The organism is Glycomyces sp. NPDC047010, from assembly GCF_040644205.1.
Taxonomy (GTDB): domain Bacteria; phylum Actinomycetota; class Actinomycetes; order Mycobacteriales; family Micromonosporaceae; genus Glycomyces.
Window position 1 is genome coordinate 25,000 of record NZ_JBEYVY010000012.1, and the last position, 15,336, is coordinate 40,335.

The 15,336-nt window shown below is 71.4% G+C and carries 12 protein-coding genes; 2 read left to right on the plus strand and 10 right to left on the minus strand.

Features of this window, described 5'->3' with window-relative positions; genetic code table 11:
• Positions 1-35: 35 nt before the first annotated feature.
• The 3 genes from AB0A65_RS22305 to AB0A65_RS22315 form a co-directional block, all read right to left on the minus strand.
• Positions 36-815: a hypothetical protein gene (locus AB0A65_RS22305; protein WP_359953981.1), complete on the minus strand. Its 780-nt coding sequence runs from the start codon at positions 813-815 to the stop codon at positions 36-38.
• A 1-nt stretch (position 816) separates the two neighbouring features.
• Complete coding sequence (locus AB0A65_RS22310; protein WP_359953983.1) at positions 817-1,641, minus strand: Nif3-like dinuclear metal center hexameric protein; 825 nt, start codon at positions 1,639-1,641, stop codon at positions 817-819.
• Positions 1,642-1,809: 168 nt separating this feature from the next.
• Positions 1,810-3,048: a helix-turn-helix domain-containing protein gene (locus AB0A65_RS22315; protein WP_359953985.1), complete on the minus strand. Its 1,239-nt coding sequence runs from the start codon at positions 3,046-3,048 to the stop codon at positions 1,810-1,812.
• A gap of 425 nt (positions 3,049-3,473) precedes the next feature.
• Here AB0A65_RS22315 and AB0A65_RS22320 point away from each other — a divergent pair, with 425 nt between their 5' ends.
• Positions 3,474-3,716, plus strand: coding sequence for a hypothetical protein (locus tag AB0A65_RS22320; protein WP_359953986.1), 243 nt, complete (start codon positions 3,474-3,476; stop codon positions 3,714-3,716).
• Position 3,717: 1 nt separating this feature from the next.
• Here the strand turns inward: AB0A65_RS22320 and AB0A65_RS22325 are convergent, their stop codons facing one another.
• Entirely contained in the window at positions 3,718-4,512 is a 795-nt protein-coding gene (locus AB0A65_RS22325; RefSeq protein ID WP_359953988.1) for a metallophosphoesterase, read from the minus strand.
• Positions 4,513-4,658: 146 nt separating this feature from the next.
• Here AB0A65_RS22325 and AB0A65_RS22330 point away from each other — a divergent pair, with 146 nt between their 5' ends.
• Entirely contained in the window at positions 4,659-6,698 is a 2,040-nt protein-coding gene (locus tag AB0A65_RS22330; RefSeq protein ID WP_359953990.1) for a M3 family metallopeptidase, read from the plus strand.
• Between the two features lie 64 nt (positions 6,699-6,762).
• Here the strand turns inward: AB0A65_RS22330 and AB0A65_RS22335 are convergent, their stop codons facing one another.
• The 6 genes from AB0A65_RS22335 to AB0A65_RS22360 form a co-directional block, all read right to left on the minus strand.
• A complete protein-coding gene (locus tag AB0A65_RS22335) occupies positions 6,763-8,454 on the minus strand; it encodes a stealth family protein (RefSeq protein ID WP_359953991.1) in 1,692 nt (563 codons plus the stop codon).
• 234 nt (positions 8,455-8,688) lie between these two features.
• Entirely contained in the window at positions 8,689-9,327 is a 639-nt protein-coding gene (locus AB0A65_RS22340; RefSeq protein WP_359953993.1) for a hypothetical protein, read from the minus strand.
• A gap of 95 nt (positions 9,328-9,422) precedes the next feature.
• A complete protein-coding gene (cydC, locus tag AB0A65_RS22345) occupies positions 9,423-11,114 on the minus strand; it encodes a thiol reductant ABC exporter subunit CydC (protein ID WP_359953995.1) in 1,692 nt (563 codons plus the stop codon).
• Entirely contained in the window at positions 11,115-12,815 is a 1,701-nt protein-coding gene (cydD, locus tag AB0A65_RS22350) for a thiol reductant ABC exporter subunit CydD (protein WP_359953997.1), read from the minus strand.
• A complete protein-coding gene (cydB, locus tag AB0A65_RS22355; protein ID WP_359953999.1) occupies positions 12,812-13,810 on the minus strand; it encodes a cytochrome d ubiquinol oxidase subunit II in 999 nt (332 codons plus the stop codon). Before cydB ends, cydD begins: the two co-directional genes overlap by 4 nt.
• A 13-nt stretch (positions 13,811-13,823) precedes the next feature.
• Positions 13,824-15,230, minus strand: a complete 1,407-nt coding sequence (locus AB0A65_RS22360; protein ID WP_359954001.1) for a cytochrome ubiquinol oxidase subunit I — start codon at positions 15,228-15,230, stop codon at positions 13,824-13,826.
• Positions 15,231-15,336 lie beyond the last annotated feature (106 nt).

Sequence of the window (15,336 nt, forward strand, 5' to 3'; positions counted from 1 at the left end):
AGGGGCCGTACGCGATCGCGTACGGCCCCTTCGCGCTACTCGTACTTCTTCAGCTCGTCCTGGGAGGCGAGGGGCGCAGGGGCGGACTTGGGGAGCTCGGTGCGGATGAGGACGCAGCCGCACTCCTCGCAGCGGAGGACCTCGTCAATGGGGGCGGCCTTGATGGGGATCATGTCGGCCGGGGACTTCTCGATGCGGCAGGACTCGCAGCGGCGGCCGACGAGTTCGGCGGCGGCGATGGGCTGCTTGGCGTGGATGCGCTCGTAGAGCTCCACGAGGCGGTCGGGAATGTTGATGGCGAGGGCCTCGCGGGTGGAGGCGGCGTCGGCGGTCTCGGTCTCGATCTCGCCGATCTGGCGGCCCCGGTCGGCTTCGGCGTCGGCGAAGACGGTCTTGGCCTCGTCGAGCTGGCGGCGGGCCTCGTTGAGTTCGGCGTCGAGGGCCTCGCGGCGCTCCATGAGTTCGAGCTCGTCGTCTTCGAGGGTGCCCTGGCGGCGGGCGAGGGACTCCAGTTCGCTCTGGAGCCCTTCGAGCTCCTTGGCGGAGGCGCCGGCGCCCATGCGGTCGCGGTCGGTGGAGGCGCGCTTCTTGACGAGGTCGACTTCGCGTTCGACGCGGTCGATGTCGCGGTCGAGGTCGGCGATGTCGCCGGTGAGGTTGGCGGCCTTGTCCCCCAGGGCCCGGAGGCGCTGCGTCGCGGTGGCGTACGCCGGGTCGGCGTCGAGCTTCTTGCGGCGCTGCGCGAGCTGGGCGAGGGTGGTGTCCACCGCCTGGAGTTCGAGCAGGCGGCGCTGATCGAAGAGGTCGGCTTTCACTTCAGTTCACCCCGGATTTCTGGTGGAGGGTCCACGGATCGGTGTCGAGGTCGGAGACGCGGACGTCCTCGACCAGACGGGACAGTCGTTCGGCAACAGTATCGAGCCAGGGCCGCTCGGTCGCCCAGTGGGCGGCGTCGATGAGGGCCGGGCCGCTCCCGGCGAGGTGCTCGCTGACCGGGTGGTGGCGGAGGTCGGCGGTGAGGTAGGCGTTGGCGCCGGCGGCCGCGGCGTCGGCGAGGAAGGAGTCCCCGGCGCCGCCGCAGACGGCGACGGTGCTGACGGGGCGGTCGGGGTCGCCCGCCGCGCGGACGCCCCAGGCGGTCGGCGGGAGGGCCGCGGCGGCGCGTTCGGTGAGCTGGGCGAGGGTGAGGGTCTCGGGGAGGCGGCCGATGCGGCCGTGGCCGCGTCCGGTGCCGTGGTGCTCGGGGCCGTCGAGCGGGCGCAGGGGCCGCAGGTCGACGAGGCCGAGGCGGTCGGCGAGGGCGTCGGAGACACCGGGGTTGGCGACGTCGGCGTTGGTGTGGGCGGTGTAGAGGCCCATGCCGGACTCGATGAGGGTGTGGACGAGGTCGCCCTTGTAGTCCCCGGCGGGGTCGAGGGAGGAGACGCCGCGGAGCAGGAGCGGGTGGTGGGCGACGATGAGGTCGCAGTCGTTCTCGATGGCCTCGATGACCGTGGCGGGGACGACGTCGACAACGCAGAGGACGCGGCGGACGGAGTTCCCGCCGCGGCCCAGCACCAGGCCGACCCGGTCCCAGTCCTCGGCCCAGCGGCGCGGGTACAGGTCGTCGAGTGCCGCGGTGATCTCGCTGAGCGTGCGCATGCCGTGAGTCTATTGACGTTTCGGGCCGCGCGGTGAGGGGTGTGCCCGGAGCCTGAGCAGCGGCGGCTCCGGGCGCACTCGCGCACCGTGCGCGCGGGGACGGTCCGGCGAATCCGGTACCGGCCCTGGTCCTTGCGGCCTGGGGTTCGCGGCCTGGTGTTCACGGCCCTAGTTGAGGGCCCCCACCTCCTCGGCGAGTCGGCGCACGTCCTGGGCGGGCTCGCCCTTGGTGCGGTGGAGGATCTGGTCGATGAGGTCGACCGCGAGCGGGCGGCAGCGGATCTCCGCGGGCGCGTTGCGGTCGGCGGTCACGAGGTACCGCCCGGCCTTCTCGATGTCGCCGACCTGCACGCAGGCCCGCGTCATGTCCAGGTAGTGGTGCGCGCGCCGCTCGGCCACGAGGTCGCCGAGTGCCGCGGGCGGGATGGTCTCGTGGACGGCGAGCGCGTCGCCGCCCTCGCCGAGCTCCACGAACGCGGCCGCGCGGTGCAGCATGACGTTCGTGGGCCCGAACGAGGTGTAGTAGTAGTTCGCGTCGCGGCCGAGGATGTTCGCGGCCCGCGAGGCGCTGTCGAGCAGGTCGTCGCTGGTGGTCGAGTCCCCGGCCAGCGCGGCGGCCATGGCGCCCTGGAGGAGCAGCGCCCCGTAGACGCTGATCGCGGCGGGGCTGGAGGACTCGCCTCCGGCTTCGGAGATGAGGCCGTGCGCGACCTGGACGTTCAGGTCGAGTGCGGCCTGGTAGCGGCCGAGGGACCTGAGCGCGTTGGCCACCCGCGTGGTGGCGATGCCCGCCAGGAGCGGGTCGTTGCCGCGGTTGGCGGCGGAGATGGCGCGGTCGGCGGCGAGCCAGGCGAGCTGGGCCTCCCCGAGTTTGCGGAGGACCGTGGACGCGATCTGGTAGACCTGCGTCATGAGTTCGGCCGCGTCGGCGCTGGTGCCGCCGATGGGCCGGTCCTCGGCGAGCGGGGTGTCGCGCAGGAGCTGGATGAGCGACCTGGCGACGACCGGGTAGTGGCCCTTCTCGAACGCGAGCCAGCAGTAGTTCACGGCCCCTTTGAGTTCGGGTATGGGCGTCGGGTCGATCGGGGCGGCTTCGAGGAAGCGGCCGAGTCGCTCGTAGCGTTCGAGCGACTGGCGGATGGACTCGACCTCCACCTGGTCGAGGCAGCCGCCGAGGCCCGGGCGGCGCCGGGGTTCGCGGCCGAGCAGCTGGGCGGCGTCGACGCTCAGCGATTCGGCGAGCTCGGTGATGACCGAGTACTTGTCGAGGCGGCGGACGCCGCGCTCGATCTTGTCGACCCAGCTCTTGGACTTGCCGATACGGTCGGCGAAGACCTGCTGGGACATGCCGCGGCGCTGACGCCAATAGGCGACGCGCCGCCCCATAGGTTGCGTTTCGGACTCCATGTCAGACCCCACCGTCTATATAGGAGTTACACGTTGCTTCGGGACTTCAGGGGATCGTGTCTCGCAGTTGCGTGCGGTATTCGGTTGTGCGTGCGTGCGGCCTTGCCGGAGGGCCGGGCCGGGGCGCGGTGCGGCGGTTGTCAGCAGTGCTCGGTTGTCTTGACCCGCACGAGGTTCGGTGCCGCCGTCGCGGCCCCGGACACCGCACGAGGCGCCCCGACACTATGTGTTTACCGTCTTTTCGGTTTCGGCACAACGGCCGCGAACTGCCAATGTGACGCTCCGCTGGAGCGTGCTTACAGTCTTGCCCGCCTGGTCCGGTCCACAGTCACCTATCAGGGGATATGCCGGGTTTCGGTCGCTCGAACTCGTGAAACCTGCACATGCAGCGTGTCGATTCAAGGGTCTCGTTCGTTGTGTCGGATATGGGACACAACCGAGTCGTCGCGCGCCGCGAACATCGACGCGCCTTCCGCAGGGCCTTCCTGACCGCCGCCGTCGCGACCGCCGTCGCGGCCGTGCTGGGGTACGCGATCGCCTTCTCGCCGCTCGCCGGATGGGCGGCGCTCGGCGTCGCCTCCGCCGGGGCGGTCAGCCTGTGGCTGGAGTCGCGCGCGGGCCGCGCCGCGACGCCGCCGCCGTTCTACTTCTGGGGCGGCGAGGAATGAGCTAGTTGAGGCGGACCACGAGGCACTTGCCGCCCTGGTAGACGCCGCCGTCCACGTTGAGGGCGAGCCCGTCGCAGTAGCGGCGGGCCTGGGTCACCTGGGACGGTTCGAGCTCGGTCGTGTCGGGGATCGTCGAGTGCCCGTGGACGAGCTCCTCCCCGCCGAACGAGCGGAGCATCGAGCGGACCCGCGCGGGGCCCTCCTCCCCCATGAACTCGTGGCGGCGCGTCATCTCCCGGAACAGCTGCCACCACTCCTCGGGCTCGTCCGAGGCGAGGATCTTGCGGACGGCCGCGTTCACGGCCTCCTCGCTGCGCCCGTACCCGAGGTACGACTCGGTGTCGGAGTGGACCAGGAGCGACTTGTCCACGACGTGGAGGACCCGGCGGGTCTCCAGCCACCGCACCTCGTCCTCGGTGAGGGCGTCGAGGTCGTCCTCGAAGCCGCCGTTGAGGACCCACCAGTGCAGGAACTGCCGGTCCATGCCGTCCACGTCGGTGAACGCGACGTCGCCGAAGCGCCGGGACCCGAGCACGAGCACCTCGTGGTTGCCCACGAGCGTGTCCACGTGGCCGCCCTCGGCGGCCGCCTGGCCCGCGAGCCTGCGGAGCAGCCGGACCACGGCCACGCCCTCCTCGCCGCGGTCGAAGAGGTCCCCGAGGATCCACAGGCGGGCGTCGCCGCCGGTCCACTTCGCGTCGTCGTCGACGAGTCCCCGCCCCCGCAGCGCCTCCGTCAGCGCGTCGTAGTGGCCGTGCACGTCGCTGGCCACGAACAGCGGACTCGATTCAGACATGGGGACGATATTAATCCGGGCCGGGGCCGTTCGGTGAGGTTGTCGCCTCGACTTCTATGAGCAGAGCCATTCCACTTGCCGCGCGGCAGGTGGGGGCAATAGGATTCGGCCACCGCCATTGCAATAGAACGCAGCGAGGAGCCAGCGTGACCGAGAATCCGTTCCTGAACCCCTCAGAACTCCCCTACAAGCTCCCGCCGTTCGCGGACATCGCCAACGAGCACTACCGCCCGGCGTTCGACGCCGGCATGGCCGAGCAGCTCGCGGCCGTCGAGGCCATCGCGGCCGACCCCGCGGAGCCCACGTTCGAGAACACGATCGTGGCCCTGGAGCGCTCCGGGCTCGGCACGCTCCGGCGCGTCTCCCTGGTGTTCTTCAACAAGTACTCCTCCGACACCGACGACGAGCTGAACGACATCGAGGCCGAGCTGAGCCCCGAACTCGCGGCCCACGGCGACAAGATCCTCCTCAACGGCGACCTGTACGCCCGCATCGACGCCCTCTGGGCCAAGCGCGACGGGCTGGGCCTGGACGAGCAGGACCTGCGCCTGCTGGAGCGGTACCGCACCGAGTTCGTGCGCGGCGGCGCCGCCCTGGAGCAGGACGGCAAGGACCGCCTCGCGGCGATCAACACCGAGCTGGCCGAGCTCGCGTCCAAGTTCAACCAGGTCATCCTCGCCGACATCAACGACGCGGCCGTCCACGTCACCGACGTCGCCGAGCTCGACGGCCTCGGCGAGGACCAGATCGGCGCCGCCGCCGCGGCCGCGAAGGACCGCGGCCTCGACGGGTACCTAATCACCCAGTCGAACTTCTCGCGCCACCCGCTGCTGGAGGACCTGAAGGACCGCGCCCTGCGCGAGCGCCTCTACAAGGCCACCATCGGCCGCGGCCGTGACAACGCCGCGACCCTGCTGCGGATGATCCGCCTGCGCGCCGAGAAGGCGCAGCTCCTCGGCTTCGAGCACTTCGCCGCGTACGTGGCCGCCGACGGCACCGCCGGGAACGCCGGGATCATCGCCGAGCGCCTCGCCGGGCTCGCCGAGGCGTCGGTGCGCAACGCCCGCCGCGAGGCCGCCGACCTCCAGGGGCTCATCGACGGCCAGGGCGGCGGCTTCCAGCTCGCCGCCTGGGACTGGTCGTTCTACGCCAAGCAGGTCCGCCAGGAGAAGTACGGCTTCGACGCCGAGGCGCTCAAGCCCTACCTCGAACTCGACCGCGTCCTCGTCGACGGCGTCTTCCACGCCGCCGAGAAGGAGTTCGGCCTCCACTTCAATCTCCGCGAGGACCTCCAGGGGTACCACCCCGAGGCCCGCGTGTGGGAGGTCCTGGACGGCGGCGAGCCGCTCGGCCTGTTCGTGGGCGACTTCTTCACCCGCGACTCCAAGAAGGGCGGCGCGTGGATGAACCCGCTCGTCGTCCAGTCCGACCTCACCGGCGACAAGCCGGTGGTCGTGAACAACCTGAACATCGTCAAGCCCTCCGAGGGGCAGCCCGCGCTCATCTCCGTGGACAACGTGAACACGCTGTTCCACGAGTTCGGGCACGCGCTCCACGGGCTCCTGTCGGCCTGCCGCTACCCGAAGACCTCCATGACCTCGACCCCGCGCGACTTCGTCGAGTACCCGTCGCAGGTCAACGAGATGTGGCAGCAGTGGCCCGAGATCGTCGCCAACTACGCCAAGCACTTCACGACCGGCGAGGCCGCCCCGGCCGAGCTGCTCGGCCAGTGGGAGCGGTCGGACCAGTTCGGCCTGGGCTTCTCGACCACCGAGTACCTCGGCGCGGCCCTCCTGGACCAGGCGTGGCACCGGCTGTCCCCCGAGGACGTCCCCGACGGCGGCGACGACCCGCACGCGGCCGTCGAGGCGTTCGAGCGCCAGGCCCTCGAAGCCGCCGGGATCTACCTGCCGGAGATCGCCCCGCGCTACCGCTCGGGCTACTTCGCGCACATCTCCATCGGCTACGCCGCCGGGTACTACTCGTACATCTGGTCGGAGATCCTCGACGCCGACACCGTCGAGTGGTTCAAGGAGAACGGCGGCCTGACCCGCGCCAACGGCGACCACTTCCGCGAGACGCTCCTGTCGAAGGGCGGCTCCATCGACCCGATGGAGTCCTTCCGGCGCTTCCGCGGCCGCGACGCCGAGATCGACCCGCTCCTGGAGCGGCGAGGACTGAAGTAAGGCCGTAAGGGGCCCGGATCGTGCATCCTATAGGATATAGGATGCACGATCCGGGCCCTTTCGCCTACAGCGCCAGCCCCTTCTCCCAAGGCGAGGCCACCGGGAAGTACGCGTCCAGGAAGCGCTGCATGAGCGCCGAGCGCTCCTCGGCCTGGTCCGGCGGGAGCCCGGCGTCGTTGATGCAGAACGTCTCGCGGTCGCGCCGCTCCAGCAGCAGCTCCAGGCGCTCGGACACGTCCGGCATCCCCAGCTCCACGTAGGCGTCCTGGGCGTGGCCGGAGACGGCGCGGCCCGAGAGGTACGCGTAGTAGTGCTGGAGGGTCACCGTGGAGACGTCGGTGACGTTGCGGAAGGCGCTCCGCGCGGTCCGGTCCATCTCCTCGTCGAACTCCTTCTCCATCTCGGCGAGGACGCTGCGCTGCAACGGGTACGGCACGTGCTTCATCATCCGGGAGACGGTCCGCCCGAAGGCCCGGTCGATGAGCGCCCGGTCGTTCTTGAACGCGGCGTTCGGGGGCGTGTCGGCGCGCGAGACCGGGTCCATGTCGATGAAGGTCTGCGCGGGGAAGAACCGCGCGAGGCCGTTGGGCTCGAAGAACAGCTGCGGGCCGACGGGGCGGCCGATGAACATGTCGTCGTTGAAGTACAGGAAGTGCTCGCTCAGGCCCTCGATGCGGTGCAGCTGCGTCTCGATCGAGTGGGAGTTGAAGGTGGGCAGGGCGTCCGGGTCGTCGAACAGGTCGGCGTGGTCGACCACCGTGAGCCCGGGGGCGTCGGCGTCGAGCCAGTGGGGGCGCTGCCGGTCGGTCACGAGGTACACGTGGCGCACCCAGGGCGCGTTCAGGTGCAGGGAGCGCAGCGAGTACCGCAGCTCCTCGCGGTCGATGTAGCGGGCGTCGTTGTCGGACTCGGCGTGGTACGGCGACTGGTCGGCGTCGGACCGGCGGCGGCGCCAGGCGTGGTCGGCGCCGTCGACCCAGGTGTAGACGACGTCCACGGGGAAGCCGACGTGGTCGGGCCCGGGGCGCGCGAACTCGGTGCGGGTCGGCAGGCTCGGGAGGTCCCGGTGGGCGCCGCTGGCGAGGGTCGTGAAGAGGCGCCCGGGGGCCGACACGCGGGCGCCGCCCTGGCGGACGACGGGGCTGATGCGGTTGTGCCTGGGCGCCAGGAGGTGCCCGTCGCCGGTGTCGGTCCAGAACTCGACGTCGCAGCCGTAGTCGGGGCCGAAGACGAGGTCACGTCCGGTGTCGGTCCACAGCCAGGAGGCGCGCACCAGCGGCACGTCGCCCATGTCGGCGCGGCGGGCCCACTCGGGGCGGTGGAGGCCGAGCTCCGACTCGCGGAAGGCCGGCTCGGGCACGGAGAGGCGCCCGCCGGTGGACTCGCAGAGCATGGCGAGGGCGGTGCAGACGCGCTGCCGGTCGGTGGCGGCGACGCCGAGGACGGGCCGGGTGAGGCTGAAGCCCGGGACGGCGAAGAAGTCGACGCCCGCGGCCGTGAGGATCGCGGTGACGATCTCCAGGTTGCGGCGCCACACCTCCAGCGGGGTGGGGGCGCCGAGCGCGTAGGCGGGGCGGATCTCCCCGGAGTGGAGGATGTGGCCGGAGTCGAGGTCGGAGAAGTAGCCGTAGGGCTCGGTGACCTCGGTGCGGGCCTTGGAGGGAGGGTCGACGGGCCTGGACTCCGGCAGTTCTTCGGCCGGTCGGACGAACTCTGTCGCTCGGGTTGCGATGCGACGGTCATCGGCTGCGAACAATCGACACCTCCTGACGCTTGCGGCTTTCGCCGATCCGGGTCTACCGGGACTGCTGCCGGCGCAGGGCGGAGGCGCGTCTTCGTCGACCACGCCTGAACGCCACGTGGCCGGTCTCTGACACGTGTCTCAACAGTAGGCCACAGGGCAGTGACAAAATGGTTGCAGATTCGCGTCCCAGGCGTCAACCGCAACGGGCGCCGCCCGGAGGCGACGCCCGTTGGTGAAATGAGATCCCTACGCGCCCAAGGGAATCCGTGCCACGTGCTCCCACGTGTAGGTCGACGCGTCCTCACTTTGGATGACTCGCACGAGGTCTACCCCGGTGACGGTTATCTCCGTCCGGCCCGGCCGCACGTCGCGCAGCTTGTTCTGGATCGCCCCGCGGGAGGTGTCCACGCCGACCGCGTCGGAGCGGTAGGACAGCGACACGTGCCCGGGTCCGCCGCACGGGCGGCCGACGTCGCCTTCGACGATCTCGTTGATCGCCTCGACGCAGTTCCCCACCAGCGCATCGAAATGCGTGCCGGGGAACGTGTCGAGCAGGACCCCGCCGGTCGCGGCCAGCGCGGGCCCGACGGTGAGCTTGAACGCGGGGACTTCGGCGGCCTTCTCGCGGAGGCGGTCGACGAGCTTGCGGCGCACGTCGTCGCCGATCCCGGCGGCGTCGCACTCGACGGACGCGATCGTGGCGTGGAGCCATTCGTGCGCGACGGGCTTGTCCGCGGCGATGTCGATGACCGGGCGGTAGGACTCCGCGACGGCTTTGACCTCGTCGAGGTCGGTCAGGTAGACGTGGAGCTTGGTCCATCCGTCGGGCCAGCGCTGGCCCGAACTGGGCGGCTTGGGTCCGGTCGTGGGAGCAGATGTGTTCACTGCTGCATCAATGCCTTAGGCGAGTCGGAAGGCCCCGGACGGGGCCGGTTCTATGCAATTCCACCGCTCGGTGCTGCTAGCACCGTTCCGGGAGTCTACCCACGGGGCGCCAGGTCCAAAAGCGAACTGAGCGGCGCGTCACGGGGACTCGGCACGGGCGGGCGCAGATGTACGGTCCGGTCGACCACGCCGTCGGGCAGGGGCCGGTGGGTGATGATGACGGCGGTCTTGCCTTCAAGAGCGGCGGCGGCCGTGCGAAGTACGCGTTCGGCGGTGGCGGCGTCGAGGTGGGCGTCGAACTCGTCCAGGACCATGACCTCGCGGTCGGCGAGGAGGCAGCGGGCGAGGGCGATGCGGCCCCGCTCGCCGCCGGAGACGGCCCGGCCGTGCTCGCCCAGCGGGGTCTGGAGCCCCAGCTCAAGGCCGTCGAACCAGTCGCGGAGCCCGGCCCAGCGCAGGGCGCGCACGAGTTCGTCGTCGGTGGCGCCGGTGCGGGCGAGGCGGAGGTTCTCGGCGAGGGTGGTGTCGAACACGTGGGCGTCCTGGGAGCAGAGGCCGACGGTGCGGCGCACGTCGTCGCCGTCGTACTCGGCGAGTTCGACGCCGCCGAAGCGCAGGGACCCCTCGTAGGGCAGGAAGCCCATGAGGGCGGCGGCGAGCGTGGACTTGCCGGACCCGGAGGGGCCCATGACGGCGACGCGCTCGCCGGGCTGGATCTTGAGGTCGAAGCCTTCGATCGCGGGCCGGTCGGCGCCGGGCCAGGTGACGGAGAGGCGCTTGATCTCGATGAACGGGGGGCCGCCGAGCGGGTTGGGCTCGAAGTCCATGGGCTCGTCGGGGTCGGGCCTGGGGACGTCGGCGGTGGTGATCTCGACGAGGCGGCGGCCGCTCTCCTTGGCGGCGGCGGTCTGCTGCGCGGCGGCTGGGAGGGCGAGGACGGGCTCGAACGCGGCGAGCGGCACGAGCGCGAGGCACGCGAGGAGGACCCCGTCGAGGGTGCCGTCCGCGACGGCGGGGATGCCGGTCCAGAGGGCGCCGGTGACGGCGGCGGCCATGGCGAGGAGCCCGGCGGCCTGGCCGAGTCCGGCGCTCCAGGCGATGCGGGCGTGGGCGCGGCGCAGGCGCTCGTCCCCTGCGAGGGCGCGTTCGAGGGCGACGGCGTCGGTCCCGGCGGCGACGAGCTCTTCGCGGCCGTGGAGGCAGGCGCGCACGTTCTCGGTGAGGTCGCCGCGCTCGGCGGCGGTGGCGCGCAGGGCGTACCGGGCGGACCAGGACGCGAGCGCGGGCCCGGCGAGGGCCGCGGCGAGCAGCGTCGCGGCGAGGATCGCCCCGGCGGCGGGGAGGATCGCGGTCTGGACGACGACGGCGGTGACGGCGGTGATCACGGCGGCGGCGAGCGGGAGGGCGCCGCGCAGCCAGCGGTCGCCGGTGCCGTCGACGTCGTCGACGAGGCGGGCCTGGAGGTCGCCGGAGCGCCACACGGGGAGCCCGGCGGGGGCGAGGCGCACGAGCTTGCGCCACACGGCGACGCGGAGGCGTTCGAGGCCGCGGAAGGCCGCGTCGTGGGAGACGAGGCGTTCGGCGTAGCGGAGGACGCCGCGGCCGATCCCGAAGGCGCGCACCGAGGTGATGGCGACCATCAGGTACAGGATCGGGGGCTGCTCCCAGGCGCGGGAGATGAGGTACGCGGAGACGGCGAGGAGGCCGAGCGCGCTGAGCTGCGCGAGGGACCCGAGGACGGCCCCGAGGCCGAGCCGCAGGGCGATCGTGTTGGGTCGCTTGGGCATTTACCAGTCCACCTCTCGGTCGGCGATCGCGCGCACCGCTTCGCGGTGGGAGGCGATCAGGACGGTGCGGTTCTCGCGGTACGGCTCGAAGGATTCGAGGACTGCCCGCTCGGTGTCGGCGTCGAGGTGCGCGGTCGGCTCGTCGAGGAGCAGCACGGGCGTGTCGAGGAGGTCAGCGCGCAGCAGGAGCCGCGCGAGGCCGACGCGGGCGGCCTCCCCGGCGGAGAGCCCGGCGCCGCTGGCGGCGACGCGGCGGCGCCCGTCGGGGGCGTGGGCCGCGGCGAGGGCCTTCGCGACGGCGGGGTCGGAGGGCTCGTAGGGGACGGCGAGGCGCACGTTGTCGGCGACGGTGCCGTCGATGAGGACCGGCTTCTGCGGGAGCCATGCGACGGAGCGGCGGATCGCCTCCAGGTCGAGGCGGGTGAGGTCGGTGCCGTCGAACGCGATCGAGCCGTCCACGGGCCGCCGGAACCCCAGGAGCGCGGCGAGCAGCGTGGACTTCCCGGCGCCGGAGCGCGCGGTGAGGACGGTGGTCTGCGCGGCCGGGACCGTCAGGCTCAGCTCTTGGAGCGGGTCGCGGCCCGGGTAGGCGAAGACGGTGCGGCGGAACATGATCGTGGGCGCGCGGCGCAGCGGCGGCGCGATGTGCGGGGCGCTGGGGAGCGCGGCGGCGCCGGTCTGCGGGGCCTCGGGCGCGGGCTCGGCGCCCGGTTCGGGGGCCTCGGCGAGGATGCCGAAGACCTGCTCGGCGGCGGCGAGTCCTTCGGCGCTGGCGTGGTAGTGGGCGCCGACGTTGCGCAGCGGCAGGTACGCCTCGGGGGCGAGGATGAGGACGAGGAGCGCGGTCTGGAGCCCGGCGGCCCCGGCGAGGCCGCCCTCCACGAGCTGGACGCCGACGGTGACCGCGACGACCGCGACGGACAGGGACGCGGCGAGTTCGAGGACGAGCGCGGAGCAGAACGCCACGCGCAGCAGCGACATCGAGCGGCGCCGGTACTCCCCCGTGGTCGCCTGGATGGCCCCGGCCTGCTTGGCGGCGCGGCCGAACGCCTTCAGCGTCGGGAGCCCGGCGACGAGGTCGGCGAAGTGGTGCGCGAGCGCGGACGTGGACGCCCACTGGCGTTCGGCGCGGGCCTTCGTGTAGCGGCCGATGAGGATGCCGAACAGGGGGATCAGCGGCAGCGTCAGGAGCACGATGAGCGCCGCGGGCGGGTACGCGATGAGCATGACGACGAGGACGCCGACGGGGACGACCGCGGCGAGCACGAGCTGCGGCAGGTATCGCGCGAAGTACGCGTCCAGGGCGTCGATGCCGCGGACGAGGAGGTTCGCGGTCTCACCGGTGTGGCGGGTGCCGGAGGGCAGGTGCATGAGCTTGTCGAGGGCCTGGCGGCGCAGGCCGGACTTGACGCCCGCGGCGGCGCGGTTCGCGGCCGCCTCCTGGACCGAGGCGAGGAGCGCGCGGGCGGCGAGGACCGCGGCGAGGCCGATGAGCCTGGGCCCCAATGCGGCGAGGTCTTCGCCTCCGGCGAAGGCCCCCGCGATGAGCGCGGACATGAGCCAGGCCCCGGCGATGACCAGCGCGGTCTGGGCGAGCCCGAGCCCGGCGCACACGCCGATGTAGACCTTGGCGCCCTCGGCGCGGTGGAGCAGGCGGCGGTCGAACGCGCCGGTGTCGGGTTTCGGGGCGAGCTGGGTCATGCGACCGGGATCCTCTCGACGGCTACGCGCTTGCGGAAGACCCAGTAGGTCCATCCCTGGTACAGCAGGACGATCGGCAGGAAGACGATCGCGACCCAGGTCATGATGCCGAGGGTCTTCTGCGTGGCGGCCGCGTTCTCGTGGTTCAGGCTGTTGGCGGCATCCGATGTGGACGGCAGGACGTCGGGCCACAGGGCGCAGAACAGCGCCGTGGACGCGAGCCCGATGGTGACCGCGGTGGCGGCGAACGCCCATCCGCTGCGGCCCTTGAAGTCCAGGGCCAGGCCCGCGACGAGCGCGAGCACGGCGACGACGATGAGCACCAGCGACACGGCGTTCCCGTGGGCGATCTGGGTCCACAGCAGGAACGCCAGCGCGGGCACCGCGGTGGCGGCGCCGAGCCGCAGCCCGACGGCGCGGGCGCGGGCGCTGAGGTCCCCGGTGGTGCGCAGGTGCAGGAAGTAGGCGCCGTGCGTGGCGAACAGGAGCAGCATCGTCAGGCCGCCGAGGAGCGCGTACCCGTTGAGCAGGCCCCAGAACGAGCCGGTGTAGTCGAAGTTCGCGTCGAGGGGCACGCCGCGCACGATGTTCGCGACGACGGCGCCCCACAGGAACGCGGCGAGGGCCGAGCCGGCGGTGATGCACAGGTCCCAGCCGCGGCGCCACCTCGCGGTGTCGCCCTTGCCGCGGTACTCGAAGGCCACGCCGCGGACGATGAGCGCGAGGAGGATCAGGAAGAACAGCAGGTAGAACCCGGAGAACAGGCTGGCGTACCAGTGCGGGAAGGCCGCGAACATGGCGCCGCCGGCGGTGATCAGCCAGACCTCGTTGCCGTCCCAGACCGGGCCGATGGTGTTGATCATGGCGCGGCGCTCGCGCTCCTCGCGCCCGAGGACGGGCATGAGCATCCCGACGCCGAAGTCGAAGCCTTCGAGGATGAAGTAGCCGGTGAAGAGCACGGCTATGGCGATGAACCAGATCGTCGTCAGTTCCATTGGGCGTCCTCGGCTAGTAGGCGAAGGCCATCGGCTTGTCGGGGTCGTCGGAGGGGCTCGACGAGGCGAGCGCCTGCTCCTCGGCGGGCGGGCCCGCCTTCGCGTACTTGAAGAACAGCTTCAAGGCGATGACGGCGAGGACGAGGTACACGAGCGTGAAGCCGATGAGCGAGGTCGCGACGGTGGCGGCGCCGACGCGCGGCGACACGGCCTCGCCGGTCTGGTAGAGGCTGAACACGACCCACGGCTGGCGGCCCATCTCGGTGAAGATCCAGCCGGAGCTGTTGGCGAGGAACGGGGTCACGGCCATCCACATCGCGATGGGCCAGAACAGGCGGTGCTCGGGGAGGCGGCCGCGGCGGGTGAACCACCAGACGATCACGGCCATCGCCATCGACAGGAGCCCGAACCCGATCATGAACCGGAAGGACCAGTAGGTGAGCGGGATGTACGGCACGTAGTCGCCGGGTCCGAAGAGGTCGTTGTACTGGGCGTTCAGGTCGTTGATGCCTTGGACGGTGCCGCCGAAGGAGCCGGTGGCGAGGAACGACAGGAGCCCGGGGATCTCGATGATCGGCGTGCCGTGGCGCCCGTCGAGGGACCCGATGGTGAGCACGGAGAACGGCGCGTTCGAGGTGGTCTGGTACAGGGCCTCGGCGGCGGCCATCTTCATCGGCTGCGTCGAGGTCATGACCTTGGAGAGCGAGTCGCCGGAGAGGATGAGGCCGAGGCCGCCGACGAGGGTCGTCATGACGCCCAGGCGCATCGCGGGCCGGTGCACGTCGAGGTCGCGGCGGTGCATGAAGTGGTAGCCGGAGACGGCGACGACCACGACCCCGGCGGTGAGCCAGGACGCGAACACGGTGTGCGGGAACGCGGCGAGGGCGACGGGGTTGGAGAGGACCGCGCCGAAGTCGGTGAGCTCGGCGCGTCCGGCCGTCTCGTTGAGCTGGTAGCCGACCGGGTTCTGCATGAACGCGTTGGCGGCGAGGATGAAGTACGCGGAGGCCATGGTGCCGAAGGCGACCAGCCAGATGCACGCGAGGTGCAGGCCGGGCTTGAGGCGGTCCCAGCCGAAGATCCACACGCCGATGAACGTCGATTCGAGGAAGAACGCCACGAGCGCCTCGAACGCGAGCGGGGCGCCGAACACGTCGCCGACAAACCGCGAGTACGCGGACCAGTTCATGCCGAACTGGAACTCCTGGACGAGGCCGGTGACCACGCCCATGGCGATGTTGATGAGGAAGAGCTTCCCCCAGAACTTGGTGGCGCGCAGGTACACCGTCTTGCCGGTGGAGCGCCACATGGTCTGGAGGATCGCGACCAGGAGCGAGAGTCCGATGGTGACGGGCACGAACAGGAAGTGGTAGACGGTCGTGACGCCGAACTGGATCCGCGCCAAGTCGAGAACGTCCATAACGCCCCAATCGCCCTTGTGTGCCTGAGTCCGATTATCGTGGCAGTTCGACCGGACCAAGGTGACGAAACGCGCAATACATCTACTTTTCGCATTCTGGGACAGC